This window comes from Stutzerimonas kunmingensis, assembly GCF_032106285.1.
Classification (GTDB): Bacteria; Pseudomonadota; Gammaproteobacteria; order Pseudomonadales; family Pseudomonadaceae; genus Stutzerimonas; species Stutzerimonas kunmingensis_B.
This window is the reverse complement of sequence record NZ_DAMCPO010000010.1, coordinates 39,755-63,568: the sequence shown is the minus strand read 5'-3', so window position 1 is coordinate 63,568 and position 23,814 is coordinate 39,755. Positions and strand designations below refer to the sequence as shown.

The window sequence follows — 23,814 nt, the reverse complement described above, 5'->3', positions numbered from 1 at the left end:
GAAGATCGTGCAGCGGTCGCTTGCTGCCTTCGTCGCTCGTGCGCCGCACGCTCGCCGCGCTACAGTAGCGCCTCGTTCGAGCCCATCCGGTAATCCCGTGACAGACCAACCCCCCGTTCCGCCTCGCAAGCGCCTCACTGCCAGCAAGACCCCTCGACCAAAGGGCGCAGCCCGCGTACCGAGTGCCAGCGCCCAGGACCGACGCCTGCGCATGATCGAAAGCAAGCGTGCCAGCATCCTCCAGGCCGCGCTCGAGCTGTTCTCCCGCTTTGGCCTGCACGGCACCAGTCTCGATCAGGTCGCGACCCAGGCAGACGTCTCCAAGACCAACCTGCTGTACTACTTCGGCAACAAGGAAGAGCTTTACACCAACGTCCTGCGTCAGCTGCTGGAGGTCTGGTTGCAGCCGCTGCAGGCGTTTTCCGTCGAGCAGGACCCGGTCGAGGCGATCCGCGACTACCTGCGGGTCAAGCTCGAACTCTCCCGCGATCATCCCGCCGAATCGCGGCTGTTCTGCATGGAGATCATGCAGGGCGCACCTCTGCTGCTGGGTGAGTTGCAACAGCCGCTGCACGATCTGGTGGAAAACAAGGTCGCCGTGATCCAGGCCTGGATCGACGCCGGCAAGCTCGCCCCCATCGCGCCGCACCACCTGATCTTCTCACTCTGGGCGACCACCCAGCACTACGCCGACTTCCGCGTGCAGGTCGAGGCCGTGGCCGGCAAGACCCTGGATGATCCGGCGTTCTTCGAGGAAACGCTCAAGAGCCTGCAGTCGCTGATCCTCGATGGGGTGAGGCCGCGTTGAGCATGCTTTCCATCAAGCCGCCACGCTCCACGCTGAGCTGGCTCGGCCTGAAACTGCTGTCGATTACTCTGATCGCGCTGAGCCTTTCCGCCTGCTTCGAGGAGGCGCCGCAAGCAAACCCCCGGGCTAAGGACGTCACCGTGTCGACCGCCACCAACTTCGCCCGCGCGCTCGTTTCCAGCGACTTCACCGAGGCTCATGCTCTTCTCTCAACGCAGGCGCAGCAGCGATATTCCGCAGCGCAACTGCAGCAGGCTTATGCCGACATGACCTCCTACGGCGATGGGCCGGGCGCAGTGGATGGCCACGTCGAATTCATGGATGACTGGCCCGCCCGGCAATCGCAGGACATCGGTTGGGCCTACGTTTCGATTACCGGTGCAGGCTTCATCGAGGCCGTGACGGTAGTCGTCGCCGAGGAGAACGGCGCCGCAAAGATTCGCGAGATCGAATGGGGGCGTCCCTGACTTGCCCCGGTCAACGCTACCGTTCTAGCGGCGAAGAACCGCTGCCTAGCAGCTGCCGTACGCTGCGTTCACCGGCTCACCCGCTGCAATCACCTTGCACGAAGGGTCGCTGCTGTCTGTACTGGCTGGTCTAACCGTGCGCGGGCCGGAGCGCCTTGGGCAACCTCCGGCATCAGCGCCCTCATGGAGTGAAACGATGAAACCGACATTCCAGCCTGGCCGAAATATCGCGATGAAGGTGCCTGCCCACGAATACCAGCGGACGCTCGCGTTCTACCGCGAGACGCTCGCACTGGAAGAACTCACCCCGACGGGCGCTGAAGGTGAGCACACGCCGCGCTTCGATTTCGGCGGCAAGGTGCTCTGGATGGACTGCGTGCCGGGCATCAGCCAGGCGGAGATATGGCTGGAGGTCGTCACGGATGACCTGGAAAGTGCTGCCGCCCACTTTGAGGAACACGCCTGCACCCGCCGGGACGAAATCGAACCGCTGCCGGAAGGCTTCAGGGCGTTCTGGATATCGAGCCCGGCCAATATCATCCATCTGGTTTCCGAAGACACTGCGTCCGGACATACAGGCGGCCTGATGACGAACGCTGCCTGTGATTCCGGGACTATGACGTGCATCCGCTTTTCGGAAATCGAACGGTACGTGCCTGCTCTGCCGGGACTCTATGAGATCTACAAGGACGACGGCGCGGCGTTGAAGGTTGGCATCGGCGTCAACCTGCGCAAGCGGCTGATTCAGCACCGGAAGTCTCGCCAGAGCAGACTGATCCTCAGGGCTGGCGGTGACTGGAACAACCCTGCCGATGTCAGGAGCGCCCAGTTGATACTGGCTAAACATCTGTACTTTGCCGGCAGCATCGACGGCTACGACCTCCGAGCGGAAGCGGGTCGGCAGGCGTTTCTCGAAGAGCGTTGCTACATCCGCTTCCGGATTACTTCGAGCCGTGAGGAGGCGCGTTCGCTGGAATGTGTGCTGGAGGCCGGCGGAGCCTTTCCTTTTCAGGGACGGGTGAATCCCGGGCGTTGAGCTCCGCCGGGTGGTGCCAGCAGTCGCCGCGCCTTCAAACCGCCTGCCTGTGCCGATACCCCTGCGCAACCTGCGCCAGCACCACCAGCGTCACGATGGGCAGCAGCCCGACGTTTACCGCCGCCCAGCCGGCCTGAGCGATCAACGCGCCAGAGGCGAAGGACATCACCGCGGCGACGCTGCCGTTGCTCAGCTCCATCACGCCCTGTGCCCGGGCGCGTTCGCTTGCGGCATGGCCCTGGCCCAGCTGGGTGGTGCCGGCGACCAGCATCAGGTTCCAGCCGATGCCTAGCAGGCAGCTGCTGAGCAGGAAATGCCAGTGGCTGACGCCGAGCAGCGCGACCACCGCGCTGGCGATCAGCAATCCTCCACCCACACAGGCGACCAGCCGGCAGCCGAAGCGGTCCACCAGCGGCCCGGCGACGAATGCCGGGAGGAACATGCCGAGCATGTGCCACTGGATGACCTGACCGCTGGCCTGCAGATCCAGACCTTCGCCATGCATCGCCGGGGGCGTGGCGTTCATCACCAGGATCATCAGGCCGTGGCCGGCGGCGGTGGTCAGCACCGCGGCGCGAATGGTCGGCCGCGCCAGCAGTGCCTGCCAACTGACTGCTGACGGGGCGGCCTGAACGCCGGGCGTTCCGCTGCTTGCCGGCAATCCAGCAAGCACCAGCACGCCCAGCGCCGCGAGGCTGGCGATCAACAGATAGGTGCCGGCGAAGGGAACGCTGGCGAGATCACGCGCCAGGTGGCCGAGCGTGGGCGCGATCAGCGCGGCCAGCACGCCACCGCCGATCACGCAGGCGGTGGCACGCCCCTTGAAGGCTTCGCTCACCGCTTCCAGCGCGGCGAAGCGGTAGTACATCGCCGAGGCCTGGTAGGCGCCGATGGGCAGAGCGCCGAGACAGAGCAGGGTGAAGCTGTCGAGCCAGAGCGACAGCGCGCTGATCAGTCCGCCCAGCACGCCGGCCAACGCACCGATGAGAAAGCCGGCGCGACGGCCGCGGCGCTGCATCAGCCCCGCCAGTGGTTGCAGGGCGAGCAGGCCGCCGAGCATCAGCATGGCCAGCGGCAGGGTGGCGAGGCCCGCCGCCGGCGCCAGGCGCAGCCCGACGATGGAAGTGAAGATGATGCCGGTCATCGAGCAGGACCAGAACAGCGCCTGGGCGATGAACAGGCGCAGGACCTGAGGGTTGCTGAACAATAGGTGCATGGCGAGGCCCCTTGAGGGTGATGAGCGGGCACAGCGCTGCCTGGCGATACGCCGGGCAAGCTGTGAACGATGAGTGAGGTTCTGACGAAGCGTCAGCCGAAGCGCTGGTAGAAATCCCGCGGGCTGACCGACAGGTGCTTCTGAAAGCTGCGCCTGAGGTTTTCCGGATGGCCGAAACCGGTCAGCCGCGCCACCGTGGCGATCGAGGCCTGGGCGTCGAGCAGCAGGTTACGTGCGGCTTCCAGGCGCACCCGTTCGATGTATTGGCCCGGCCCCATGCCTGTTTCCTGGCTGAACAGGCGGCACAGCGTGCGCGGCGTCATATGCGTCTGGGCGGCTAGCGCCTCGATGGACAGGTCATCGCCCAGGTGCCCGGGAATCCATTCCAGCAATGCGGCTAGGCGCGCCACGCCGCCACTTGGCGCCGCCAGCATCGGGCTGAACTGGGTCTGCCCACCCGGCCGGCGCAGAAACATCACCAGCCGCTGCGCAACCGAAAGCGCCAACGCGCGGCCGAGATCGGCCTCGACCAACGCCAGCGCCAAGTCGATGCCCGCCGTGACGCCCGCCGAGCTGAACAGATGCGCCGCCTGCGGATCGGTCGGGTCATAGGTGTGCAATCGGTCACCCTGCACCTCGATGGTCGGGTACGTGCCCAGCGCAGCGAGGTCCGCCCAGTGCGTGGTCGCCTTGCGCCCATCGAACAGCCCGGCCTCGGCCAGGATCAGCGCTCCGGAACAGACCGAGCCCAGGCGCCGCACCCTGGGTTCGGCGGCCCGCAGCCAGTCGAGCAGCGGTTGGTCGTGCTTCTGCGCATCCACGCCGACACCGCCCGGAACCAGCAAGGTATCCAGCGTGGCCGGATCGCACACGGCCCAGCTCGCATCCGCCACCAGCTTCAGCCCCGCCGAGGTGGCGAGCGGGCCGACGCTGGCAGCGAGCAGCATCAGCTCGTAATGTCTCGGCAGGCCCTGGCGCTGCCGCTCGACATTGGCCGAGGCGAACACCTGCATCGGGCCGGTGACATCGAGGCTCATCACATCCGGGTAAATCAGGCAGGCGACGGTGCGGGTGGCGTCCATGGTGCAGCTCTCAGGGTGGATGCCTGCAGTCTGCTGCCGAGGCGCCGCTGTCGAAATGACAAGGTTCCCACGGATCTTGCCATTTCTAGTTCCTGACTAACGAGCCAGAGTGCTTTGTAGAACAGCGCAACCAGACGGTCGTGTTCGCATCCGCTCCAGATAGTCACGCAGCCGCGGCCATTGGCTGAGTAAGCCCGCTGGTTTGGTGATGAGCATCAGATAGTCGAGCATGGGTGTCAGCAATGCGTCTGCGATGCTCCAGTGCTCTGTGCAAAAGAAGAACTGCTCGCCCAGTTGCGTGTCGAGGATCGCTAAGGTTTGCTCTGCCTCCAGCCGAGCAATTTCCAGAGTCTCTGTATCGCGAGTTGTCGAGTGGTTTGGGCCAGCAATAGGCAGAATGTAGTTTCGAACCAGTGATGCATCGACAGAGGTAACCAATGCGCTTGCCCATTGTTCCAGGAGCATCGTGGGGGCGAGTGTATGTGTAGGCGAGCGCTCTGGATGCGTCGTATCGAGATAGCGAAAGATTGCCATGGTTTCGAATATCGCTGTGCTGCCGTGCAGCAGAACAGGGACCTTGCCGAAAGGGTGCAGAGCCCTGTGAGCCTCGCTGCGCCAGCCGATCGGACAGCCGTTCAGATGCATCCCATACGTGTACGTTAGCCCTTTCTCCTCGCAGTAAAGCCGAACGCTACGGACCAGTGTGCTGAAGCCGGGGCCGAAAATATGCAGATCCATGATGAGTCGCTCTGGTTGGGGAGCTGGAATTCTGCTGGCTGGCACTCTATGTTCAAGAACATAGACTGAAGGAGCACTTATGCCTTGGCCCACTGATCAACGCGACCGCACTCGATCCCGCATTCTGGAAAGCGCCTCACGTCTATTTGCCGATAAGGGGTACGAGCAGGTATGCATCGACGATCTTATGGCCGACGCGGGCCTGACGCGGGGCGCGTTCTACAGCCACTTTCAAACAAAAGCTGAACTCTATGCGCAAGCGATTCGATACGCCGCGAGCACCGGCGGTGCGCGCCTGCAGGAGTTGGGTAAAGGGGGGGTGGGGGCGCTAGTGGAAGGTTATCTTCAGCGCTCACATGCAACCGGCGAGTCGATGAGGTGCCCGCTGGCTTTTATGGCTGCAGATATTACCCAGCGAGAGCCTGAGATTCGGCAGGTTTACAGCACGGCGCTGCAGAACTTTATCGCCCGACTGCAACAGGCTTCACCGACGAGTGAACGCACGCAGATTCTGCAAATGGTCGTTGCGCTCATTGGTGGGTTGGTATTGGCTCGCGCTGTGGAAGAACCCGATCTGTCCGAAGAGATTCTTGCCGCCTGCCGGTCGGACTGTCATGACCTGCTTGCGCAGCAGCACTCGCTGAGTGCCAATGACGTCTAGTGGATCTACGCGACACGCCAGATGCTTCTCTAGCAGTGAGTGTTTGCCACGTTCGAACACGGGGATAGCGCGCTTCCGGCCGCTGTAACCGTTACCGTCCAGATAAGCAGCCGCCACCGAGCGCTGCTCCCCCCAAAAAAGGTTTCAGACGGCTATGTCCAGGTATATGCGCATCTGGATATTGACATTTATCGATTTGAGGTCGAGGATCATCCGCTCGGCAGTGACGGTAGTACCGGACTGCACAACCCTCACGGGGAGGTACTCACATTCGGTGAGGTCGCCTCCGTTATCTAATATCTAGAATTCACGATATCTAAATTTTACGTTATGAATCATAAAGCTCTTTTTACACCTGCCTCGCTTGGTTCCTTCGCGCTACGTAACCGCATCGTGCTGCCACCGCTGACGCGCTCGCGCAGCTCGCAACCGGGCAATATTCCAAACGCCGTAATGGCGACCTACTACCAGCAACGTGCCAGTGCAGGGTTCATGGTGACGGAAGGCATTCAGATCGAGCCGCGAGGGCAGGGATATGCCTGGACGCCCGGGATCCACAGCCCTGAGCAGGTCGAAGGCTGGAAGGCTGTTACCCAGGCGGTGCACGCTGAGGGCGGCGTGATTTTCGCCCAGCTGTGGCATGTCGGCCGTGTCTCGCACACCTCGCTGCAACCCGGTGGTGCGCAGCCTGTTGCGCCGTCCGCCATTGCGGCGACCAACGTCAAAGTCTTTATCGAGACGGGACCGGGCGAGGGCGCGCTGGTCGAGCCCTCGATGCCGCGGGCGCTGTCCAATGCCGAAGTCAAAGAGCTGGTACAGCTCTATGCCCAGGCCGCACGCAACGCGATGGAGGCTGGCTTCGATGGCATCGAGATTCACTGCGCCAACGGCTACCTGGTCAACCAGTTCATTTCCGCCCACACCAATCGCAGGACTGACGAATACGGCGGTTCGCTGCAGAACCGACTGCGTTTTCTGCGCGAAGCGGTCCAGGCGATAGCCGACGCCATAGGTGCCGAGCGCGTGGGGGTTCGCTTTGCGCCGCTGTTCGCCAGCACGGACGAGGAGCGCGTCTACCTTGGCCTGGTGGAGCAAGACCCGCATGAGACCTACATCGAAGCGGTGAAGATTCTGCAAACCATCGGCGTCGCGTACGTATCACTGGCCGAGGCCGATTGGGACAGCGCACCCGAGTTGCCCAGCAGTTTCCGCGAGGCGGTGCGTGCGGCGTTCAGCGGCACGATCATCTACGCAGGCAAGTACACCCCGAAGCGCGCCACCGCGGCGATCGAAGCCGGTTGGGCGGACCTGATCGCCTTCGGCCGTCCATTCATTGCCAACCCCGACTTGCCGGCGCGTATCGCCAACGGTTGGCCGATGAACCCGCTGGATGCCAGCAGCATGTATGGCGGCACCGAAAAGGGTTACATCGACTACCCGGTGTACGCGCACTGAGTCGGCGTGCGTGCACGGCCGTGGCGTGCACGCAGCCAGCACCGACAAAGTATCGTAAGATCGCGAAAACCCATTACCTGCCGCGGATATGAGCATAGACATCAGTGAAGCGCTGAAGGCCCTGGATAACCCCACGCGGCTGGCCATTCTTACCCTGCTGAAGGACCCGAAGACCAACTTCCCCGAGCAGGAAGCCGATCCCGAACAGCTGGGTGTCTGCGTCAGCATCATCCAGGAGCGTGTGGGGTTGTCGCAGTCCACCGTCTCGAATTACCTGGCGGCGCTGCAGCGTGCGCAGTTGGTGACGTCGCAGCGTATCGGTCCCTGGACCTACTACAAGCGAAACGAAGAGAAGATCGCTGAGCTGCTCGAGGCACTCAGCAAAGCCATCTGAGCTGGCTGCGAACTGCGTGTCGCTGGCGTCAGCAGCATGTGAGCCGATCGTTTTTCCGCCGGACGTGACGGGTCGCTCGCAATGGGGCGCTGTTATCGACTGACCTTGCTCGCCCGATATCGCCCCGGCGTCATGCCGACCACCGTCTTGAAGTCATGAATGAAGTGCGCCTGGTCGCTGTATCCGCACGCCAGGGCGGTGTCCAGTAACGGCTGGCCGGCGCGCAGCTGGTTGCGCACCAGCGCCACGCGCTGGATGCGGCTGAACTGCTTGGGTGTCATTCCTACATGATGGCGGAACAGGCGCTCCAGCTGGCGCTGGCCGAGCGGTACGGACTGGAAGAGGTCGGCCAGGCGTGCACGGCCATCGGTCGCGGTGATCTCCGACAGTAGCTGTTGCACTGGGAAGCGTCGCTCCTGAGTCGCCTGCAGACGTCTCATCAATTCCTGCTCTACCAGCAGTTGCTGCGCCTCGCGGCTCAGCTCGGCCAGTTGGTCGACCATCCCGGCAAACCCCAGTCGCTGCCAGTCGGAGCTATGAAAGCCCGCCAGCTCATCCAGGCTGATGCCAAAGAACGCTGCGCCCATCCCAGGGCGAAAGCGCACGCCCATCAGTCTCACCTGCCCAGCCAGTTGCAATCGCGAACTGGCAAGCTGCGGCCCGGCGATCAATGCACGCGGCTTGTGCAAATGGCCATCGAAGGCCAGCGGGTCGGCGAAATTGAAGATGACCCCACAGGCGCCGTCCGGATGCAGCATCTGCTCGTCGTACACCGTGGCGGCGTCACCCTCCAGCCACCAGAAACGCTGCACGTAGGCAGCCAGTGCTGGCGCAGGCGGGCGAGTCAGGAAGCCACTGATGTGTGGCAGTCGTTCGTGCAGGGCGGACATGGAAGGCGGCGTTCGAAGATGTCGAAAATCTACAATAGCTCAGCTCGGCGGCTGCGTAGCCTTGGCTGCACATTCAAACCGAGGAGTGACCACCATGCGCATGAACTACGAAGCTGCCGCCCCCGACGTGATGACGGCAATGATCGGGCTGGAAACCTACCTGGCGCGCCAGAGCCGCCGCGAGGACGGCGTCGACAAGCCGCTGATGGAGCTGGTCAAGATCCGCGTCTCGCAGATCAACGGGTGCGCCTACTGCCTTGACATGCACACCAAGGACGCCCGCGCCCTCGGCGAAACCGAGCAGCGCATCTATGCCCTGAGTGCCTGGCGCGAAACCCCGTTCTTTACCGACCGCGAACGCGCCGCGCTGGCCTGGGCCGAGGCCAACACCCTGTTGCCCCAGGGCGTTTCGCAACAGCTGTTCGAGGAGGTGCGTGAGTATTTTTCCGAAGCCCAGCTCGCCAACCTGACCCTGGCCATCGCCACCATCAACGCCTGGAACCGCTTCGGCGTGTCCTTCGCGCCGGTGCCGGGCAGCTACCAGCCGGGGTAGGGCGGATGCCTGCCGCCACTCGGCTGGAAGGTCGGGCGGTCAGGGCTTGATCTGCTGGTTGCCCATGGCACAGAAGCTCTGTGCCTGCCGGGCAGCCGGCAGCGCGCGCAGGCGGCTCATGCATTGGGCCTGGCTTGGTGTCCGTTCCACGCTGAGCATCGCGTTCTCGTCGACAGCGATCAGGTAGGGCTGGTTGTAGCGCGGACCATCGTGCCAGCTGCTGAACTGCAGATCGCTGAAGGCGCAGCGATAGTGCATGTGGCCGGCGAAGCCCTTGAAAAGATCGTTCCGGAAGATGTGATGGTATTTCTGCCAGTCACGCGCGCGCTGGCCCTCGCGCACCGCTTCGCGGCAACCCTCCAGTTCGGTGATATCCGCTTCATGTAGAAACGCGCTCTGCGCCAGGCTGGTGCCGTCCAGCTGCACCGTGGCGACCAGATAGAGCCGCTGTTCGGCCGCCTGTGCCGTGAGCGCCATCAGCAAACCCAGCGTCAACATCCCTGTTCTGATCAATCTGCAATGCTCCTGACGGGCCGTTTCGTCGAGGACCGCACCCTAGCCGAGGAGCGCGTCGGGAAACAAGCGTGCGAGTGGTCGGAAAAGGGGGGCGATCGAGGGGATGAACTCCATTGCCGAGTGCTGTCGAAATCAGTGTGTCCAGCCTGTGCGTGCAAGTGGGGAAATGAAATGTTGCAAGCCCATCGCGGCATCCGGCTAACGCTCGGCGGCTTTGCTGTAAATTGGCCTGCCATTGGCAATGAAATCCCCCTTACATGACCCTCCTGATAGCGTTCGCTGTCTTATCCATCCTCGTTTCATTCATCTGTTCGATCCTCGAAGCCGCACTGCTCTCGCTGACACCGAGCTTCATCGCGCATCAGAAGACGACCCGTCCGAAGCTGTACGAACGCCTGAAAGAACTGAAAGACAAGGTCGACCAGCCGCTCGCGGCCATCCTGACCTTGAATACCGTCGCCCACACCGTTGGCGCGACCGGTGTCGGTGCGCAGGTCACCGTGGTATTCGGCAACGGCTATGTCGGTATCGCCTCGGCGGTGATGACGGTGCTGATCCTGGTGCTCTCGGAAATCCTGCCCAAGACCATCGGTGCCCGTTACTGGCGCACGTTGGCGCCGTACCTGCCGCCTCTGCTGAACGGCATGATCTGGATTCTGAAGCCCTTCATCTACCTGTCCGACATGATCATGCGGCTGGTCGGCGGCAAGGAGCCGGAGCACGACATCCGCCAGGAGATCAAGGCGCTGACGGTGCTTGGCCGCGAGAACAAGAGCCTCGACGAGGACGAGCAGCGCGTCATCAGGAACATCCTCGACCTGCACGAGATCAAGGTCCGTGACGTGATGACACCGCGCACGGTATGCGACTACACGTCGCCGGAGACCAGCATCGGTGCATTCAAGGCGCAGGTCGCCGACAGCCAGTTCTCGCGCTACCCGGTGATCGGCGACAACGAGAGCCCGCTGGGTGTGGTGTTCCGCTATGACGCCCTGGCCGCGAGCGACGACGAAGCGCCGGTGTCGACGATCATGAAATCGATGAAAGTCGCACCGGAAATGACCAGCGTCGAGAATCTCATGACCCAGCTGCTGCATGAGCGCCAGCACATGTGCCTGGTCTACGACGAGTTCGGCAGCTGGCGCGGCTTGGTGACGCTGGAAGACATCATGGAAACCATCATTGGCCAGCCGATAATGGACGAAACGGACGACATCCCGAACATGCGCCGCTTCGCCAAGCGCCGCTGGGATCACCGTATCAAGCGCGCCCGCGACAGCTGACCGAGCATGCGGGGCGGGTCTGCCGCTCCGCATGAAGCTGCCGGATCTCAGCGCTTGACCGTCCCGAGCCGCATGAAACGTGTCTCGCCGCTGGCATCCTCGACCCCGTCGTTATCGGTGACGACGAACAGACGCCCCTGCTTGTCGACCGCCGCACCTTCGACCTTGTCCAGCACCCAGCCACCGGTGCTCTTCAGATCAGGTAGCAGATCGCGCTCCAGACGCTTGCTTGCGAGCGGGAAGCGCTGACCTTCGGCGGCGGGCTGCAGGCCATTCAGGTCGATGCGGTACAGGCGTTTGATCTGTGCCGCCGGGCCCTGCTGGTTGTCGCGCTCGATCACCAGGAACTGGCCGTTGCCGATTGAAGTGAGCTCGGACAACCCGATCCAGCCGCCCTCGGCTGCGGCGTCGAGGGGGTAGTGGATGAAGCTCCATTCACCAGTGCCCGGGTTGAACACGCCGATGCGCACCCGCCCGGCGGGGTCGTTCTTCCACTCGCGTTGAAAGGCCACGTAGACGCGGGTGCTGGCGCCTTCGCCGACCACCGCGACGCCCTCGAAACCGTTGCTGGTCTGCTGGGCGGCGATTTCCGCGGGCAGGGCGAACTCGTCCAGTACTTCGCCCCTGGCGTTGGCGTGGATCAGCAGGTTCGGCCTGGCCTTGCCGTTACCTTCCGAAGCCAGCCAGAAATCGCCATTGCTGGCCTGGGCGATGCCTTCCAGATCGTAGTCGACGCTCGTGCCAGCCTTGCGCAGCTCGATCTGGCGGTCGATCAGTGCCGGTGTCTGGCTGGTGTCGATGCTGAAGATCCGCGACGCCTTGTAGTAGCTGTCCGGCACCGCATAGAGGCGGTCGGACTGGCTGCGGTCCGCGACCAGACCGCTCAGCGCGCCCCAGGAGATCAGGTCGCGATCAGTGGAGCGGATCTCCGGGTAAGGTGCGGTCTTGGCACCGTACTGGTAGATCGAGAGTGTCGACCGGTAACCGTCCTCGGCCGAGTCTTCTTCACTGCTGACCACCAGCAGGTTGCGCGACGGTATCGGCAGGATGCCCTCAGGCCCCAAGCCCGTCGGCAGCAACTGATGCATCACCGGCGCCCAGGGTCGGGCCACGTCGTAGACGGCGACCGCATTGCCGCGCTCGCTGCCGACGAACAGCAGGCTGTGCTTGCGGAAACGCGCCGCGGCGATGCCTTCCGGCTCGATGCCCTTGTTCTCCGAGCGGCTTTCCGGGTAGTGCCCGGCGCGGATGAAGGCGTGTTCCAGCGAGGCGCCGGCCTCGTGCCAGACGTGGCCGTTGTAGTCGAACAGGGTGAAGCTGCGGCTGCCGCCTTGCGCGCCTTCGGCATCCTCGTAGTCGCCCTCGTTGGCGGTCGCCAGCAGCGGTCCGACCCAGGCGATCGAATCCGGCTCGCGACGCTTGCCAGCGAGCACGCCGACCGGTTCGATGCGGTCGTTCTCCTCGACGTCCACACCTTGCAGATCCACCTGGCCGGCGCTGAAGTGGCGCATCACCCGGCCACGGCGCAGGTCGACCAGCACGATGTGGTTGTTTTCCTGCAGGGTTACGGCGGCCACGTCCTGGTCGTTGATGCTGACGTACTCAGGCTCCGGATCACCCGGCGCGACCTCGGCCAGGCCGGTCAGGTCGACGTCCCGCGTGCGCCAGCGCGACGGCTGACCCTTGAGGTCGACGATGCGCAGAAAGCCGGCCGGCAGCTGTGGGATCAGCCCGTCGTTGAGGTCCTCGTCGCGCTCGTTCTCGATCGCCACCGCGGCATAGCGACCCCGCGGGCTGATGGCGATGGAATCCGGCTGGCCACCCATGGGCAGCGTGGCGACGCGTTTGGGTTGCGCCGGATTGCGAATGTCGAACACCGCCAGCACACCATCGGGCTGAGTGAAGCCGAGCGAGGTGTTCACCGCGACCAGCGCGTAGTGGCGATATACGGCCACCGAGGTCGGTTCGCCTTCCAGCTGGATAAAGCCCGCCGGCTGCGGCGATTTCGGATCGCGAATGTCCACCAGGCCGATGCGCTCGCCAGGACTGTCGGTGTAGATCAGCGTGCGGCCGTCGCGACTCACCGTGGTGATCTCGGCCACGGTCTGCCGGGTGGCATCCTCATCGGCACCCAGGTTGCGAAAGACCGGGAAGGTCGCGACCCGCTCGAAGTAGTCTGCGGCGCGGAGAGGTGCCGCCTGCGAGGCCAGCGGCAACAAGGCCAAGGACAGGGCAGTGGACAATACGGTGGGGGTCAGGCGGGTCGGAGTTCTCATGCGGGCCTCGGCGGTCAGTGTGGGGGACAGCCAGAACACGCTAGGGCCGGATTGTTACGTGGCGGTGACGGCGAAGAGGTCAAGCATTACGGGAGGAGATGCGGGTGGCATCGGTTCTGCGTTGCCGGCGCGTTGGTCATCGCCCCCGCTGTCAGGCGGATACCCGTGCAGGCTCAATCCACGGCCGGCGCCGCTTCGTACAGCTCCAGCGGCAGGTCGTCCGGGTCCGCGAAGAAGGTGAATCGGCGACCGGTGTACTCATCTAGCCGAATCGCTTCCACCGCAACGCCCTGACGCTCCAGCCATGCCTTGCACTGCGCGACGTCATCCACTGCAAACGCCAGGTGCCGCAATCCCTGCGCCTCCGGTCGTGAAGGGCGCGGCGGCGCATCGGGAAAGGAAAACAGCTCGAGCTGAGCGCCATCCGGCAGCGCGAGGTCGAGCTTGTAGGAGCGACGCGCCTCGCGGTAATGCTCGGCAATCACCGTCAGCCCCAGCGTTTCGGTGTAGAAGCGCTTCGACACGGCATAGTCCGAGCAGATGATCGCGACGTGGTGGATGGAGCGGAGCATGCGCAAGTTCCAGCGGGAATTGTCGGGTAGAGACTGTCAGGAAAGGCGAGTGTTCTACGAGCCGGACCGCTACATCTCGTTCGGTTCTCTGCCCTGGAGGCCCAGCGCAGTCACCGTCGCTAGAATCAGCCCCATGCCCAGGATCTGCAGCGCTGCCAGGCTCTCATCCAGTACCACGACGCCGAAGAGCGAAGCGGTTACCGGCTCGACCATCGCCACGATGGACGCCACAGCCGGTGCGGTATGCCTGAGACCGATGATGTAGAGAACGAAGGACAGCCCTGCGCCGACCACACCAAGAGCGATGAACAGTGGCCAACTCGGGGCGCCTGGCACCGCCGCTGCCTGTTGCGCGTCGCTCATCGAGGCGAGTACGCCAACGAGCACCACGAACGCTATGACGAGAATCGCCTGAGGACTGCCGTGGGGCGCCGCGTACTTGAACGCAAAAATAAAAGTCGCATAGGACAAACCGGATAGCAGGCCGGCTCCGGCTGCCACGAGTGTAATGTCGCTCGCGCCGACGTCATGGATACCGGTCAGCAAGATGACGCCGAGCATCACCGTTGCGATTGCTGCCCATTTGAACAGCGTCGGCCTTTCGAGTCCGAACGTGAAGGATGCCAGTAGACGAACACCGGCGCTGAGTACATCAGGGTCGCTGCCACCGCAACGCTGCCCTCGGCGATGCTCAAGAAGTAAAAAGAGAAGTTGCCCGCTACGCCGATGCCGGCGATTACAGACCAGAACCACAGCCTGGGGCTCGTCATTCCACTGCCGGCCGGGCGTAATGCCAGCCAGATGAGCACGCACACGAGGCCAATCAGGCCCCGGTAGAGCGAGACTACGGTGGGACTCCAGCCCTCGCTGATGAGGATGCCGCCTATCCCACCCGATAGTCCCCAGCAAAGTGCCGCAAGCACCACCAATAGCGCGCCCAGGCTTGCCGGTTTCCCCTGAGTTCTTCCATTTGTTCGCGGCGAGCGCTGCGCCATAAGGTCATCCTATGCCTTGAAGAAAGCCGCAAGGGACCAACCTGCAGCGCCCGCCGGGGCGCATGACGAGCAGGCCGGTAACCGCGCGGTCACCGGCCTGCTACTCGTCACTGGTTGCGCGTCACCCGCCAGACCACATTGGCCAGGTCGTCCGCGACGATCAGGGCTCCGCTGGGGTCGACGGTCACGCCCACCGGACGACCGCGGGTTTTGCCGTCCTTGCGGAAGCCGGTCATGAAGTCGACAGGTTCGCCTGCCGGGCGGCCATCGCGGAACGGCACGAAGACTACCTTGTAGCCGGACGGATCTTCCCGGTTCCAGCTGCCGTGCTCGCCGACGAACGCGCCTTCGGTGAATTGCTCGCCCATGACATCCGAGGAAAAGTCCAGGCCCAGCGCGGCGACGTGGGCGCCCAAGGCGTAGTCCGGGGTGATCGCCTGCTTGACCTTGTCCGGGTCCTGCGGACGGACGCGATCGTCGACGTTCTGCCCCCAGTAGCTGTAGGGCCAGCCATAGAAACCGCCTTCCTGCACCGAGGTCAGGTAGTCCGGCACCAGGTTTTCGCCCAGTTCGTCGCGCTCGTTGACCACCGACCACAGCTGGTCGGTGCCGGGCAGTATCGCCAGGGCCGTGGGGTTGCGCAGGCCGGTGGCGTAGGGCTTGTAGGCGCCGGTTTCGGTGTTGATCTGCCAGACCATGGCGCGGTCGACCTCGGCTTCCATGCCGCGCTCGGTGATGTTGCTGTTCGAGCCGATGCCGACGTAGAGGTACTGGCCATCGGGGCTGATGGTCATCGCCTTGGTCCAGTGGTGGTTGATCTCCGAGGGCAGGTCAACGACCTTGGTCGGCGGACCGCTGGCTTCGGTCTGACCTTCCTCGTATTCGAAACGCACCAGTTCGTCCTGGTTGGCGACGTAGAGGTTGCCATCGTGGAAGGCCAGTCCATAGGGGGCATTAAGTTCATCGGCGAAGACGTTCTGCATTTCGTAGCGGCCGTCGCCATCGGCATCTCTCAGCAGGGTCAGCCGGTTACCGCTTTTGACCGACGTGTTGCCCTGCGCCTTGATGTAACCGGCGATCACGTCTTTCGGTTTCAGCTTGGCCGCATTGCCGCCACGACCTTCGGCCACAAGGATGTCGCCGTTGGGCAGTACCAGGGTCTGGCGTGGGATCTTCAGGTCGGTGGCGATCGCCGTCACGCTGTAGTTTTCCGGCACCGTGGGTGTCGCATCGCCCCAGGGCGTCGGCTCGGCGATCTTCATGCTGGGCAGCATTCCGCGGTCGGGTTCCGGCAGTTTGGGGTTGGCGCCATACAGGCTGGTGGCGTCCTGCTCATCGCCACCGCAGGCGCTAAGGAACAACGCGATGGTCAGTGCGGAGAGTGCATTGGCGTGCTTCATGCCTCACCTCCGTCACGCAGATTGGATAGGCCGATCCACGCGGCGGCGCAGGCCAGCAGTGTGACGATCACCGACAGCACCAGGCCGGCCGGCATGACCGCCCAAGCGTCCTTGGCGTGCTGCAGGGCATTGATGAAACCGAGTACCCAGGTCGCCACGAGCACCAGCAGATAGATCAGCGGTCGCCCTGTCCTGTGCCTGGCCTTGATCAGGTTGACGACCGCGAACAGGATCGCCAGCCCGCAGAACACCAGCCCGCCGGCGATCAGCCAGGAGGCGAAGTTGCCCCATTGAATCTGGTAGCTGCGAAAGTAGGCGACGTCGCTCAGCAGTGCGCCGAGAAACAACGGCACGCTCCCGGCCAGTAGGATCGAGTGCAGCGGATGCGGCACATGGCGGGAAACGCTGTGAGTGGTTTCTGTGGTGCGGTGGGTAATGACGGTCACAAGGAACTCCTCATTGCTTTCGACCAGCCCTGCGCGGCGCGGATCGCTCTGAAGGTGCTTAAGAGGGGATCGTGTCGTCGGGCCGTTAGTTCACTCCTATCGCTGAGCGGCGGGGCTGACCTCGGCTGCTGCAGCCCTCGCCCGCTTTTCGTGCCTCATGCACAAACCAAGTGCTCCGAACCGGACCATTTGATCCGTTATTTTCCCGCCATAACGCTAAGTCGCTGATCCAAAAGCGAATCGATCCGGTGGCACGCTTTCTGCTCTCTCCTCGAAAGTCGCCCGTGTGCAAAGGGCGGCGGCATCGCACATACAGAGAAGCGCCTGCGCCACTGGCGACGCGCTCAGTTTCCGCCCTGCGTCAGAGGAGTGCGTCACCCATGACTCTGCAATACGTTCCCATCATCGACCTGGCGCCATATTTTGCCGGCACGCCGGAGGGCAAGACCCAGGTGGCCAAGGCCGTGGACCAGGCCTGTCGCGACATCGGCTTTCTGGTCATCACTAATCATCAGATCCCCACCGAACTGATCGAGCGCGTGTCGCGGCTGACGCGGCAGTTCTTCGCCTTGCCGTTGCCGGAAAAGCGCAAGGTCGACCGACCCAGCCCGGAAATGGTGCGCGGCTACAGCGCCATCGCCGAGGAGAGCCTGTCGTACTCCATGGAGGAGGCCGCGCCCGGCGATCTCAAGGAATCCTTTTCCATCGGGCCCAGCGACGTCCCGGATGAGGACTACTACCGTTGCGCCGCAGCCGGCCCGCATTTCGCGCCGAATGTCTGGCCCACCGGCATTGAAGGCTTCGAGCGGGCCTATCGCGCGTATTTCGCCGCGATGAGCGAATTGGCGCAGTCGCTGATGCGCATCTTCGCCCTGGCGCTGGAACTGCCGGAAACCTTCTTCGACGACAAGATCGACAAGCACATCAGCATGTTCCGCAGCCTGAGCTATCCGGACCTCAAGGGTGAGGTCGAGCCAGGTCAACTACGCGCCGGTGCCCATACCGATTACGGCAGCCTGACCATCGTCAAACCGGACAACGCGTTGGGCGGTCTGCAGGCGCGCAACCGCCAGGGCGACTGGGTGGACGTGCCTTATGTAGAGAACGGATTCGCGGTGAACATCGGCGACCTGATGATGCAGTGGACCAACGACCAGTGGATTTCCACGCTGCATAGGGTGGTCAACCCGCCGGCCGACAGCACCGCCGACAACGGTCGCCAGTCGCTGGTGTTTTTCCATCAGCCCAACTACGACGCGCTGATCGAGTGCCTGCCGAGTTGCTGCAGCGCCGCCAATCCGCCGCGCCACGCGCCGGTTACCTCCGGCGACAACCTGCTCTCCAAGTTCGTCAAGCAGACCACCTTCGGCAAAGGTCGCATGAGCACGCTTTCATACGTCAACGTGTTCGCCCGCGACATCGAAGCCCTGAGCGGCTTCTACCGTGAGCTGTTCGGCTTCAGGAACATCCCCGAGATCGCCTCGCCGATCTTTCGCGGGCTGGATACCGGCAAGAGCTGCATCGGCTTCAACGCACCGGAAGCCTATGAACTGCTGCAGCTGGACGAGTTCGCCGACACCCGCGGCTGCAAGTTCCTGCTGAATATCGATGTCGAGTCGAAAGAGGAGGTCGACCGCCTGGTGCCCATTGCCGTCGCCATGGGCGCGACGCTGATCAAGGCGCCTTACGAAACCTACTACCACTGGTACCAGGCGGTGCTGCTGGACCCCGAGAAAAACGTGTTCCGCATCAACCACATGCTTTGACGATCCCACCATCAGGAAATCAAAAATGCTGAATAAGTTCATGAAACGGACCTTGTGTGCGGCGGTGGCTCTCGGCCTGACAGGCGCGGCGGGCCTGGCTTCGGCGCAGGAAGGGCAGGGGCTGACGCTCGATAAACCGGCGAAAATCGCCATGCTCTACATCAGCCCGCGCAATGACGGCGGCTGGACTCAGGCCTTCGACGAGGCGCGGCAGAAGCTCGAAACCGAGCTGGATACCAAGATCCAGTACGTCGAGAGCGTGCCTGAGAACGCCTCCTCGATCCGCCCGGCCGTGGACCGGCTGATCCAGCGCGGCGCCAACGTCATCATCGGCACCGCCTTCGGCTACTCGGACACCTTCAAGGAGCTGGCTGACAAGTATCCGGATGTCGCCTTCCTCAACGGCTCGGGCACCACGAATAGCGCCAATCTCGAATCCTTTTATGGGCGCACCTACGAAAGCCAGTACCTGTGCGGCATGGCGGCGGGCGCGGCGTCGAAGACCGGCAAGCTCGGCTTCGTTGCGGCCAATCCCTTTGGTCAGGTGAACTGGACGGTCAACGCCTTCGCCCTGGGCGCCCAGCAGATCAACCCGGACGCCACCGTCACCGTTGTCTACACCGGCGCCTGGAACGACCCGGTCAAGGAACGCGCCGCCGCCATGGCGCTGATCGACTCCGGCGCCGACGTGCTCGGCCAGCACGTCGACAGCCCGACGCCGCAGATCGTCGCTCAGGAGCGCGGCGTACACGGCACCGGGCACCATCGCGACATGCGCGAGTTTGCCCCGGATGCCACCGTCTGTTCTTCGGTCTGGGTGTGGGACAAATTCCTCGCGCCGGAGCTGAAGAAGATCAGCGCCGGCAACTGGACGCCGCCAGAGAACGGCGCGCTGCTGTCCATGGCCGAAGGCGGCACCGACGCGGCCTGCTGCGGCCCGGCGGTTTCCGAGGCGGATAAGGCCAAGATCATGGCCGCCCGCGAAGAGCTGCTCAAAGGCGAGAAGAAGATCTACGCCGGCCCGATGCTCGACCGTGACGGCACCGAGCGCATCGCCGCTGGCGAGGTCATGGCCGACCCCGCACTGTGGCAGATGGACTGGTTCGTCAAAGGAGTGATCACCCAGCAATGAGCAACCTGAACGCGATCCAGCTGACCGGGGTGAGCAAGTCGTTCGACGGCTTCATGGCCCTGTCCCAGGCGGACTTCACCGCCAAATGGGGCGAAGTGCACGCGCTGCTCGGCGAAAACGGCGCGGGCAAGTCCTCGCTGATGAACATCGCCGCCGGCCTCTACGCACCGGAACGCGGATCGCTGCTGATCGACGACAACCCGGTGCGCTTGAGCGGACCGCGGGATGCTGGTCGCTACCACATCGGCATGGTTCACCAGCATTTCAAGCTGGTGAAGCCCTTTACTGTGGCTGAGAACATCCAGCTGGGGCTGCCCGTGGGGCCCGGCAATCATGCTTTCGCGGGCAGCCACCGGCAGCGGCTGACAGCTTTGGAGCAGCGGATCAGCGACAAGGCGGCAGAGCTGGGCTTCACCATCGACCCGCGCAAGGTCACCGAGTCGCTGTCGGTGGCCGAGCAGCAGCGGGTGGAAATTCTCAAGGTGCTGCTGGCCGGCGCGCGGATCCTGATCCTCGATGAGCCGACGGCGGTCCTCACTGATCAGGAAGCCGAGCGCCTGCTGGAAACCGTGCGCGCCTTTGCCCGCCAGGGCGCGGCGGTGATTCTGGTCACTCACAAGATGAGCGATGTGAAGCGCTTCGCCGACCGCGTGACCGTGATGCGCGCCGGGCGAACGATTCAAACCCTCGACCCGCAATCGGTCTCGGTGCCGGAGCTGGTGCGTCTGACCGTGGGCGAGTCCGCACCGGCCAGCGAGTATCAGCCGGCGACACCGGGCGAGGTGCGGCTGCAGGTGCGTAATCTCAGATCGACCGGCCCGGGCGGGCATGGCGCACTCAATGGCGTGACCCTGAGCCTGCGCGCGGGCGAGATCTACGGCATCGCTGGCGTCGGCGGCAACGGCCAGAGCGAGTTGGCGAACGTGCTGATGGGCTTGCCCGAATCCTGCGAAGGCGCGTTGGAATTGACCGGCTTCGGTGACTTGCGCCGGGCCAGCCCTGAACAGCGCCGGGAGCTGCGCATCGCCTCGATTCCGGCTGACCGCTACGGCACCGCGCTGGCGGGCGAGCTTTCGGTGGCGGAGAACTTCGGTGTCGGGCAGATCCATAGCGGCCGCTATGGCTCGTTCTTCAATCTCCGGCGCAAGCGTCTGGAGGCAGAGGCCGCCGAGGCGGTGGCCGGGTTCGATGTGCAGGGCGTGCGCTCGCTGAAGCAGAAGGCCGCGCTGCTCTCCGGCGGCAACGCACAGAAGCTGGTGATCGCCCGCGAGTTTTCCCGCGACCCGCAACTGGTGCTCGTGCACAGCCCCAGTCGCGGGCTGGACGTACGCGCCACCGCCTCCGTGCATGGCCGCCTGCGCGCCGCGCGCGATGCCGGCGCGGCGGTGCTGGTGATCAGTGAAGACCTCGACGAAGTGCTGGCGCTGGCCGACCGCATCGGCGTGATGAACGCCGGGCGCATCGTTGCCGAGTTCGACCGGCCCGCGGATCGCCAGGCCATTGGTAGGGCGATGGTCAGCCATGGGGAGCTGAGCCATGGCGAGTTGAATCCAGAAAGGGTAAACCATGAATGAACAGGTACGCCCCGTGATGATCGAGCAGGCTACGCAAGCGGCCGAGCGCCCGAAACAGCCGCTGCTGTCGCGGCGTTACGCTCTGGAGATCCGCCAGCAACTGGCTTGGCATTGGCAGGCTGTGATCATCGGTCTCGCGCTGCTGCTGGGGCTGGGTATTTCCGCCGCCATCCTGATCGCCGCTGGCGTTCCGGCCGGTGAGCTGCTCAACGAGTTCGTCATCCTCACGGTGTTCGATGCGCAGAGCCTGAAAGCGGTCTTGTTTCAAGCATCGCCGATGATCCTCGTCGGCCTGGCTGGCTGCATGGCGTTTCGCGCCAAGTTCTGGAACCTCGGGCTTGAGGGTCAGATGATCTGGGGCGCCATCGGTGCCACTGCGATCTCGCTGTTCGAGATCGGCCCGCAGGCGCTGCGTCTGCCCTTGATGCTCGCAGCGGCGATCTTTTGCGGGCTGCTCTGGGCGCTGGCGCCGGTGTTGCTCAAGCTGCGGCTGAAGGTCAACGAGATCATCTCGACACTGATGCTCAACTACCTGGCGATCAGTTTCCTGCTGCACCTTTTGTACGGAAGCTGGAAGGACCCGAAAAGCTCGTTCCCTTATTCGCCACAATTCCAGCCGTTCGAGCGCCTGCCGGAGCTGTTCGATGGCATCAGCGCGGCAGTGCCGCTGGCGGTAGTCGTTGCGCTGCTGGCGCTGTGGTTTCTCGGTATTTCCCGAGCCGGGCTCTATCTGCGCTTCGTCGATGCCAATCCGCGTGTGGCGGGCGCCGTCGGGGTGCCGGTGCAGAAGATGATCATCGGCACGGTGCTGGTTTCCGGCGCCATGGCCGGGATCGCCGGGTTTCTCGTCACGGCCGGGCAGGAGGGGCGGCTGACCCAGTCGTTCTATCAGGGCTACGGCTTCTCCGGAATTCTCATCGCCTTTCTTGCGCGCAACAACCCGGTGGCGGCGCTGGTGGTGGCGCTGTTGATGGCGATGCTCTTTGTCGCAGGGCGCAGCCTGCAGGTGTTCTACCAGATCCCGTTTTCCATGGTGCAGTTGATCCAGGCGATCCTGGTGATCTGCGTCGCCTCTTCGGATTTCTTTATCCGCCACCGCATCCGCCGCGTTCAGGGAGGCGAAAGCTGATGGATATGATCGCCAACTGGCTCGGCAATACGCCGGACTTCGCCGTGCCCTTCGCCCTCGCGGCGCTGGGGCTGATTCTCACGGAACGGGCGGGCGTCCTGGCGTTGGGCGCCGAGGGCCTGATGCTGGTCGGCGCGCTGGCCGGGATTGGCGCGCAACTGGCGTTCGGCAGCCACGGCACTTCGCTGCTGATGGCTATGGGCGCGGCTGCCGTGGTGTCGCTGCTGTTCGCACTGATGGTGCTGGTGCTACGGATCAACCAGGTGATCGCCGGGTTGGCGCTGGTGTTCTTCTGCCAGGGCCTGACCGGCCTGCTCGGCACCTTGCTGGACTGGACCAACAAGCCGGTCAAGGGGTTGGGCGCGGTCGAGCTGTGGCCGCTGTCGGAGTTGCCGCTCGTGGGCAAAGTCTTCGTGCAGAACCCGCAGGTGTTCATGACGCCGCTGATCTTTCTCGCCGTGGTCTGGTTTCTTACCCGCACCACCACCGGCCTGCGTTTGCGCGCGGTGGGGGAGAACCCGCAGGCGGCGGACGCTGCGGGCATTTCCGTGCTCGGCTATCGGCTGGCGGCGATTCTCGCCGGCGCCGCGCTGATCGGCCTGGCCGGCGGCTATATCTCGGTGCTCAGCACCAAGCTGTGGATCGCCGATATGACTGGCGGCCGCGGCTGGATCGCCGTGGCGCTGGTGATCTTCGCCCGCTGGTCACCCTGGAAGGCCCTGGCCGGTGCGCTGCTGTTCGGCTGCATCGAGGCGCTGATCCCGCATCTGGCCGCTGCCGGGGTGCGTCTGCCGCAGTACTTCGTGCTGATGACGCCCTACGCCGTGACCCTGGCGGTGATGATCTGGGTTGCCAGCGGCAAGAACGTTTCCGGCAATCAGCCGGGCGCACTGGGTATTCCCTTTATCCGCGAGGAGCGCCGCTGAAGGTCACGGCGCTCATTGCGCCGGGCTCTGGTCGCTGGAGCGGCAAGTGATCTCCGCGTAGGGCTCGTCCGGCGAGTAGTCGCCGGGAACCCGCTCGGTGCGCTGGGTATTTGGCGCGACAGTGAAAACTGGAGACGCCGAAGTATCCGAGCGCGCGTCGTTCGGTACATGGAACTCGCAGGTGATCTGGCCGCCCGTGCGGTTCATCACCTTCACCGCCCGCACGCCAAGCAGCTCGCCTTCGACCCCTTCGGATTTGGCCGGCACGCCCATCGGACTGATCTCCACATCGAGGCCGTTGAGGTGGGTGACCACTTCCGGCGGCGGCGTTTGTGCGAACGCCAGCGGGGCACAGAGCGCCAGACCGCAGGCGAGAAATAGCTGCTTGCTCATTGAAACCTCCAATATTCGGTCCCCGTTAGAAGAGCTGGCCGGGGGTCGGTTCGATCGCTGCGCCAATCAATGATTGCAAATGATTAGAAGCGTCAAAAAAATGGTT

Annotated in this window: 24 protein-coding genes and 1 pseudogene; 13 read left to right on the top strand and 12 right to left on the bottom strand. The window is 63.8% G+C overall.

The genetic code is table 11. The annotated features are described in order from the left end of the window. Window positions 1–97: 97 nt before the first annotated feature. The 3 genes from rutR to RT582_RS10095 all read left to right on the top strand — a co-directional run bounded on the left by rutR (window position 98) and on the right by RT582_RS10095 (window position 2,311). The gene (gene rutR / locus RT582_RS10105; RefSeq protein ID WP_313477296.1) at window positions 98–808 is read left to right on the top strand and encodes an HTH-type transcriptional regulator RutR; all 711 of its coding nucleotides are present in this window, start codon (window positions 98–100) and stop codon (window positions 806–808) included. Window positions 809–810: 2 nt separating this feature from the next. After that, complete coding sequence (locus tag RT582_RS10100; RefSeq protein WP_042927160.1) at window positions 811–1,275, top strand: hypothetical protein; 465 nt, start codon at window positions 811–813, stop codon at window positions 1,273–1,275. A gap of 196 nt (window positions 1,276–1,471) precedes the next feature. Beyond that, window positions 1,472–2,311 carry a hypothetical protein gene (locus tag RT582_RS10095; protein WP_313477295.1) on the top strand — a complete coding sequence of 280 codons (840 nt, stop codon included), beginning with the start codon at window positions 1,472–1,474 and terminating at the stop codon, window positions 2,309–2,311. A 34-nt stretch (window positions 2,312–2,345) separates the two neighbouring features. Here RT582_RS10095 and RT582_RS10090 read toward each other — a convergent pair whose 3' ends face one another. From RT582_RS10090 to RT582_RS10080, 3 genes are all read right to left on the bottom strand, one after another. Next, complete coding sequence (locus RT582_RS10090; RefSeq protein WP_313477294.1) at window positions 2,346–3,527, bottom strand: MFS transporter; 1,182 nt, start codon at window positions 3,525–3,527, stop codon at window positions 2,346–2,348. A gap of 92 nt (window positions 3,528–3,619) precedes the next feature. Beyond that, entirely contained in the window at window positions 3,620–4,609 is a 990-nt protein-coding gene (locus tag RT582_RS10085) for a GlxA family transcriptional regulator (protein ID WP_278348779.1), read from the bottom strand. Window positions 4,610–4,705: 96 nt separating this feature from the next. Beyond that, window positions 4,706–5,347 (bottom strand): glutathione S-transferase family protein, encoded by a 642-nt coding sequence (locus RT582_RS10080; RefSeq protein ID WP_102832694.1) that lies wholly within the window; start codon window positions 5,345–5,347, stop codon window positions 4,706–4,708. Window positions 5,348–5,426: 79 nt separating this feature from the next. On the opposite strand from RT582_RS10080, the gene RT582_RS10075 reads away from it, so the two are divergent. The 3 genes from RT582_RS10075 (at window position 5,427) to RT582_RS10065 (ending at window position 7,857) form a co-directional block, all read left to right on the top strand. Beyond that, window positions 5,427–6,008 (top strand): TetR/AcrR family transcriptional regulator, encoded by a 582-nt coding sequence (locus RT582_RS10075; RefSeq protein ID WP_102832693.1) that lies wholly within the window; start codon window positions 5,427–5,429, stop codon window positions 6,006–6,008. A gap of 330 nt (window positions 6,009–6,338) precedes the next feature. After that, window positions 6,339–7,463 (top strand): alkene reductase, encoded by a 1,125-nt coding sequence (locus tag RT582_RS10070; protein ID WP_313477293.1) that lies wholly within the window; start codon window positions 6,339–6,341, stop codon window positions 7,461–7,463. 88 nt (window positions 7,464–7,551) lie between these two features. Next, window positions 7,552–7,857, top strand: coding sequence for an ArsR/SmtB family transcription factor (locus tag RT582_RS10065; RefSeq protein WP_125859819.1), 306 nt, complete (start codon window positions 7,552–7,554; stop codon window positions 7,855–7,857). Between the two features lie 92 nt (window positions 7,858–7,949). On the opposite strand, the gene RT582_RS10060 is transcribed toward RT582_RS10065, so the two are convergent. Beyond that, complete coding sequence (locus RT582_RS10060) at window positions 7,950–8,747, bottom strand: helix-turn-helix transcriptional regulator (RefSeq protein ID WP_230357712.1); 798 nt, start codon at window positions 8,745–8,747, stop codon at window positions 7,950–7,952. Between the two features lie 94 nt (window positions 8,748–8,841). Between RT582_RS10060 and RT582_RS10055 the strand changes: the two genes are divergently transcribed. Continuing rightward, window positions 8,842–9,300, top strand: a complete 459-nt coding sequence (locus tag RT582_RS10055) for a carboxymuconolactone decarboxylase family protein (RefSeq protein ID WP_228208213.1) — start codon at window positions 8,842–8,844, stop codon at window positions 9,298–9,300. 39 nt (window positions 9,301–9,339) lie between these two features. On the opposite strand, the gene RT582_RS10050 is transcribed toward RT582_RS10055, so the two are convergent. Continuing rightward, complete coding sequence (locus RT582_RS10050; protein ID WP_313477322.1) at window positions 9,340–9,798, bottom strand: hypothetical protein; 459 nt, start codon at window positions 9,796–9,798, stop codon at window positions 9,340–9,342. 275 nt (window positions 9,799–10,073) lie between these two features. On the opposite strand from RT582_RS10050, the gene RT582_RS10045 reads away from it, so the two are divergent. Next, the gene (locus tag RT582_RS10045; protein WP_313477292.1) at window positions 10,074–11,099 is read left to right on the top strand and encodes a CNNM domain-containing protein; all 1,026 of its coding nucleotides are present in this window, start codon (window positions 10,074–10,076) and stop codon (window positions 11,097–11,099) included. Between the two features lie 47 nt (window positions 11,100–11,146). Here RT582_RS10045 and RT582_RS10040 read toward each other — a convergent pair whose 3' ends face one another. The 6 genes from RT582_RS10040 to RT582_RS10015 form a co-directional block, all read right to left on the bottom strand. After that, window positions 11,147–13,375, bottom strand: coding sequence for an esterase-like activity of phytase family protein (locus RT582_RS10040; protein WP_313477291.1), 2,229 nt, complete (start codon window positions 13,373–13,375; stop codon window positions 11,147–11,149). Between the two features lie 173 nt (window positions 13,376–13,548). Then, the gene (gene gloA2, locus RT582_RS10035) at window positions 13,549–13,947 is read right to left on the bottom strand and encodes an SMU1112c/YaeR family gloxylase I-like metalloprotein (protein ID WP_313477290.1); all 399 of its coding nucleotides are present in this window, start codon (window positions 13,945–13,947) and stop codon (window positions 13,549–13,551) included. Between the two features lie 69 nt (window positions 13,948–14,016). After that, on the bottom strand, window positions 14,017–14,508 hold the full coding sequence (locus RT582_RS10030; protein ID WP_202947494.1) for an EamA family transporter: 492 nt from the start codon (window positions 14,506–14,508) through the stop codon (window positions 14,017–14,019). Continuing rightward, entirely contained in the window at window positions 14,508–14,942 is a 435-nt protein-coding gene (locus RT582_RS10025; protein ID WP_202947495.1) for a DMT family transporter, read from the bottom strand. The genes RT582_RS10030 and RT582_RS10025 overlap by 1 nt, the downstream gene beginning before the upstream one ends. Before the next feature lie 107 nt (window positions 14,943–15,049). Continuing rightward, on the bottom strand, window positions 15,050–16,342 hold the full coding sequence (locus tag RT582_RS10020; protein ID WP_313477289.1) for a PQQ-dependent sugar dehydrogenase: 1,293 nt from the start codon (window positions 16,340–16,342) through the stop codon (window positions 15,050–15,052). Next, window positions 16,339–16,788 (bottom strand): DUF2231 domain-containing protein, encoded by a 450-nt coding sequence (locus RT582_RS10015; protein WP_313477288.1) that lies wholly within the window; start codon window positions 16,786–16,788, stop codon window positions 16,339–16,341. The genes RT582_RS10020 and RT582_RS10015 overlap by 4 nt, the downstream gene beginning before the upstream one ends. Before the next feature lie 380 nt (window positions 16,789–17,168). On the opposite strand from RT582_RS10015, the pseudogene RT582_RS10010 reads away from it, so the two are divergent. From RT582_RS10010 to RT582_RS09985, 5 genes and pseudogenes are all read left to right on the top strand, one after another. Further along, window positions 17,169–18,173: pseudogene (locus tag RT582_RS10010) on the top strand (isopenicillin N synthase family dioxygenase); the annotation flags it as partial. A 406-nt stretch (window positions 18,174–18,579) separates the two neighbouring features. Continuing rightward, window positions 18,580–19,686 carry a BMP family ABC transporter substrate-binding protein gene (locus RT582_RS10000; protein ID WP_313477287.1) on the top strand — a complete coding sequence of 369 codons (1,107 nt, stop codon included), beginning with the start codon at window positions 18,580–18,582 and terminating at the stop codon, window positions 19,684–19,686. After that, entirely contained in the window at window positions 19,683–21,260 is a 1,578-nt protein-coding gene (locus tag RT582_RS09995; RefSeq protein ID WP_313477286.1) for an ABC transporter ATP-binding protein, read from the top strand. Before RT582_RS10000 ends, RT582_RS09995 begins: the two co-directional genes overlap by 4 nt. Beyond that, the gene (locus RT582_RS09990) at window positions 21,253–22,389 is read left to right on the top strand and encodes an ABC transporter permease (protein ID WP_313477285.1); all 1,137 of its coding nucleotides are present in this window, start codon (window positions 21,253–21,255) and stop codon (window positions 22,387–22,389) included. Before RT582_RS09995 ends, RT582_RS09990 begins: the two co-directional genes overlap by 8 nt. Then, window positions 22,389–23,315, top strand: a complete 927-nt coding sequence (locus RT582_RS09985; protein WP_313477284.1) for an ABC transporter permease — start codon at window positions 22,389–22,391, stop codon at window positions 23,313–23,315. Before RT582_RS09990 ends, RT582_RS09985 begins: the two co-directional genes overlap by 1 nt. 12 nt (window positions 23,316–23,327) lie before the next feature. Here RT582_RS09985 and RT582_RS09980 read toward each other — a convergent pair whose 3' ends face one another. Next, window positions 23,328–23,708, bottom strand: a complete 381-nt coding sequence (locus RT582_RS09980) for a hypothetical protein (RefSeq protein WP_023445046.1) — start codon at window positions 23,706–23,708, stop codon at window positions 23,328–23,330. Window positions 23,709–23,814 lie beyond the last annotated feature (106 nt).

Excerpts from the sequence above, each read along its gene's own strand:
- RT582_RS10100 (WP_042927160.1), top strand. The coding sequence starts at position 811 with ATGCTTTCCATCAAGCCGCCACGCTCCACGCTGAGCTGGCTCGGCCTG.
- RT582_RS10095 (WP_313477295.1), top strand. The coding sequence starts at position 1,472 with ATGAAACCGACATTCCAGCCTGGCCGAAATATCGCGATGAAGGTGCCT.
- RT582_RS10090 (WP_313477294.1), bottom strand. The coding sequence starts at position 3,527 with ATGCACCTATTGTTCAGCAACCCTCAGGTCCTGCGCCTGTTCATCGCC.
- RT582_RS10085 (WP_278348779.1), bottom strand. The coding sequence starts at position 4,609 with ATGGACGCCACCCGCACCGTCGCCTGCCTGATTTACCCGGATGTGATG.
- RT582_RS10080 (WP_102832694.1), bottom strand. The coding sequence starts at position 5,347 with ATGGATCTGCATATTTTCGGCCCCGGCTTCAGCACACTGGTCCGTAGC.
- RT582_RS10075 (WP_102832693.1), top strand. The coding sequence starts at position 5,427 with ATGCCTTGGCCCACTGATCAACGCGACCGCACTCGATCCCGCATTCTG.
- RT582_RS10070 (WP_313477293.1), top strand. The coding sequence starts at position 6,339 with ATGAATCATAAAGCTCTTTTTACACCTGCCTCGCTTGGTTCCTTCGCG.
- RT582_RS10065 (WP_125859819.1), top strand. The coding sequence starts at position 7,552 with ATGAGCATAGACATCAGTGAAGCGCTGAAGGCCCTGGATAACCCCACG.
- RT582_RS10060 (WP_230357712.1), bottom strand. The coding sequence starts at position 8,747 with ATGTCCGCCCTGCACGAACGACTGCCACACATCAGTGGCTTCCTGACT.
- RT582_RS10055 (WP_228208213.1), top strand. The coding sequence starts at position 8,842 with ATGCGCATGAACTACGAAGCTGCCGCCCCCGACGTGATGACGGCAATG.
- RT582_RS10050 (WP_313477322.1), bottom strand. The coding sequence starts at position 9,798 with ATGTTGACGCTGGGTTTGCTGATGGCGCTCACGGCACAGGCGGCCGAA.
- RT582_RS10045 (WP_313477292.1), top strand. The coding sequence starts at position 10,074 with ATGACCCTCCTGATAGCGTTCGCTGTCTTATCCATCCTCGTTTCATTC.
- RT582_RS10040 (WP_313477291.1), bottom strand. The coding sequence starts at position 13,375 with ATGAGAACTCCGACCCGCCTGACCCCCACCGTATTGTCCACTGCCCTG.
- gloA2 (WP_313477290.1), bottom strand. The coding sequence starts at position 13,947 with ATGCTCCGCTCCATCCACCACGTCGCGATCATCTGCTCGGACTATGCC.
- RT582_RS10030 (WP_202947494.1), bottom strand. The coding sequence starts at position 14,508 with ATGCTCGGCGTCATCTTGCTGACCGGTATCCATGACGTCGGCGCGAGC.
- RT582_RS10025 (WP_202947495.1), bottom strand. The coding sequence starts at position 14,942 with ATGGCGCAGCGCTCGCCGCGAACAAATGGAAGAACTCAGGGGAAACCG.
- RT582_RS10020 (WP_313477289.1), bottom strand. The coding sequence starts at position 16,342 with ATGAAGCACGCCAATGCACTCTCCGCACTGACCATCGCGTTGTTCCTT.
- RT582_RS10000 (WP_313477287.1), top strand. The coding sequence starts at position 18,580 with ATGCTGAATAAGTTCATGAAACGGACCTTGTGTGCGGCGGTGGCTCTC.
- RT582_RS09995 (WP_313477286.1), top strand. The coding sequence starts at position 19,683 with ATGAGCAACCTGAACGCGATCCAGCTGACCGGGGTGAGCAAGTCGTTC.
- RT582_RS09990 (WP_313477285.1), top strand. The coding sequence starts at position 21,253 with ATGAATGAACAGGTACGCCCCGTGATGATCGAGCAGGCTACGCAAGCG.
- RT582_RS09985 (WP_313477284.1), top strand. The coding sequence starts at position 22,389 with ATGGATATGATCGCCAACTGGCTCGGCAATACGCCGGACTTCGCCGTG.
- RT582_RS09980 (WP_023445046.1), bottom strand. The coding sequence starts at position 23,708 with ATGAGCAAGCAGCTATTTCTCGCCTGCGGTCTGGCGCTCTGTGCCCCG.